Genomic DNA, 488 nt, shown 5'->3' on the forward strand with positions numbered 1-488 from the left:
AGCGCGTTCGCGGTGTCCGCCGTGCCATCCTTTGACCGGCTCAGAAAGCCCATCTGCGTCGCCGCCGCCGGCAGCGCCCACGGAGGCATGCTTGCCTCGTTATACACGCGGCCGATGATCAGCGGACGATCCGGGTCGCCGTTGATAAAGTCCACCACGACTTCGTCGTTAACACGCGGGATCTGCACGCCGCCGAATCCCTGACCGGCCCAGGCGCTGGAGACGCGCACCCAGCAGGAGCTGGTGTCGTCGCCCTTCGCCAGCCGGTCCCAGTGAAACTTCACCTTTACCCGGCCGTACCGGTCGGTCCAGATGGACTCGCCTTTCGGCCCGACCACCTTCGCGGTCTGCGGGCCGTGCGTTTTCGGCCACGGCGTTTCCGGCGGCGTGCGGTACGTCACCGACGACGGCAGCACCGTGAAGTGGATGTTGTGGCGGCTCTCGCCGGTGTCGCCGCTGGCGTAGGAGTTCTCGGCGAAGTCATAGGT

Annotated in this window: 1 protein-coding gene; it reads right to left on the bottom strand. The window is 66.6% G+C overall.

Annotated elements, in window-relative coordinates:
- The coding region (gene tssI / locus QSK07_RS22690) for a type VI secretion system tip protein TssI/VgrG (protein ID WP_285723301.1) at positions 1-488 on the bottom strand (488 nt) is incomplete at both ends.

Source organism: Pantoea sp. QMID4 (assembly GCF_030270445.1).
GTDB classification, from domain to species: Bacteria; Pseudomonadota; Gammaproteobacteria; order Enterobacterales; family Enterobacteriaceae; genus Pantoea; species Pantoea vagans.